The sequence below is a fragment of the Streptomyces sp. NPDC020192 genome (genome assembly GCF_044388685.1).
Lineage (GTDB): Bacteria > Actinomycetota > Actinomycetes > Streptomycetales > Streptomycetaceae > Streptomyces.
In genome coordinates this window covers 1-1,425 of record NZ_JBIRXG010000130.1, presented here as the reverse complement: position 1 = coordinate 1,425, position 1,425 = coordinate 1, and the positions used below count along the sequence as shown (strand labels likewise).

1 protein-coding gene is annotated in these 1,425 nt (G+C 68.4%); it reads left to right on the top strand.

What is annotated here, in order from left to right; genetic code table 11:
* The first annotated feature begins 201 nt into the window (after window positions 1-201).
* Window positions 202-1,404 (top strand): IS110 family transposase, encoded by a 1,203-nt coding sequence (locus tag ACH47Z_RS47210; protein WP_399086862.1) that lies wholly within the window; start codon window positions 202-204, stop codon window positions 1,402-1,404.
* Window positions 1,405-1,425 lie beyond the last annotated feature (21 nt).

Below are 1,425 nucleotides of genomic sequence, written 5' to 3'. Positions count from 1 at the left end.
CTCCGTAAGTTGTTGGGTGGCCCGGGAGGGTCGGATGTGGCTGAACAGGGCTTGCCTTCAGTGGTTCCCCAGGAGTGGCCGTCCGGCTCTCCTGGGCACCCTGGCTACTGATTGAAAATTGCGGATTGGTCGCTGTTTACGGAGCTGATGGCGGGGTGTCCCTCGGGCCGACGGCATGTTGCGCGGGGCGAGGAGGGGCGAGTGAACCAGCGGCACGACCGAGTGTGGGCGGGCATCGACGCGGGCAAGGGCCATCACTGGGCCGCGGTAGTCGACGAGACCGGAACAACGCTGTGGTCCAAGAAGATCGATAACGACGAGACCCCGATCCTGGCTGCCATTGGCGAAATCCTGGACCTGGCCGAGGAAGTCCACTGGGCAGTGGACATCTCCGGCACCGCCTCCGCGCTGCTGCTCGCTCTGCTCGCCGCGCATGGCCAGCAGGCCGTCTACGTGCCCGGCCGCACCGTCAACCGCATGTCCGGCGCCTACCGGGGGGAGGCCAAGACTGACGCACGCGACGCCTACGTCATTGCCGAAACCGTCCGTCACCGACGGGACTTCACTGCCATCGAGGTGCCCGCTCAGCTCGCCGCAGACCTGGCCCTGATGACCGCCCACCGATCCGATCTGGTCGCCGACCGAGTACGGATGATCAACCGGCTGCGGGACGTGCTGACCGGCATCTTCCCCGCGCTGGAGAGGGCCTTCGACTACTCGGCGCAGAAGGGCGCACTGGTACTGCTCACCGGATATCAGTCCCCGGCCGCGATCCGCCGCCGGGGCCGGGCCCGGCTGACCGCCTGGCTGGCGCACCGCAGCGTGCGCGGCGCGGACGCCGTGGCCGCCATCGCCCTGGAAGCCGCTGAGGCCCAGCACACCGCGTTGCCCGGCGAAGATGTCGCCGGCCAGATCGTCGCCGATCTGGCGACTCAGATCCTGGCGCTGGACGATCGGATCAAGCGCCTCGACAAGCAGATCCGCGAAGCCTTCCGGACGCATCCCCAAGCCGGGATCATCGAGTCGCTGCCCGGCATGGGGCCGGTTCTGGGAGCCGAATTCATCGTCGCCGCCGGGGACATCGCGTCGTTCGCCGATGCCGGGAACCTCGCCTCGGCAGCCGGCCTGGTGCCGGTCCCGCGGGACTCTGGGCGCCGCACCGGCAACCTGCATCGGCCCAAGCGCTATAGCCGCCGCCTGCAGCGAGTGTTCTACCTGTCGGCGCAGACGAGCATCATCCGCGAGGGACCCAACCGCGCCTTCTACCTCAAGAAGCGCGGCGAGGGACTCAAGCACGTCCAGGCGATCATCGCCCTCGCCCGCCGACGAGTCGACGTGCTGTGGGCGCTCCTGCGCGACAACAGGGTCTTCACCTCCGCCCCGCCGATCGCGCAGGCAGCTTGACTCAGTCATTGAAACTCCCGG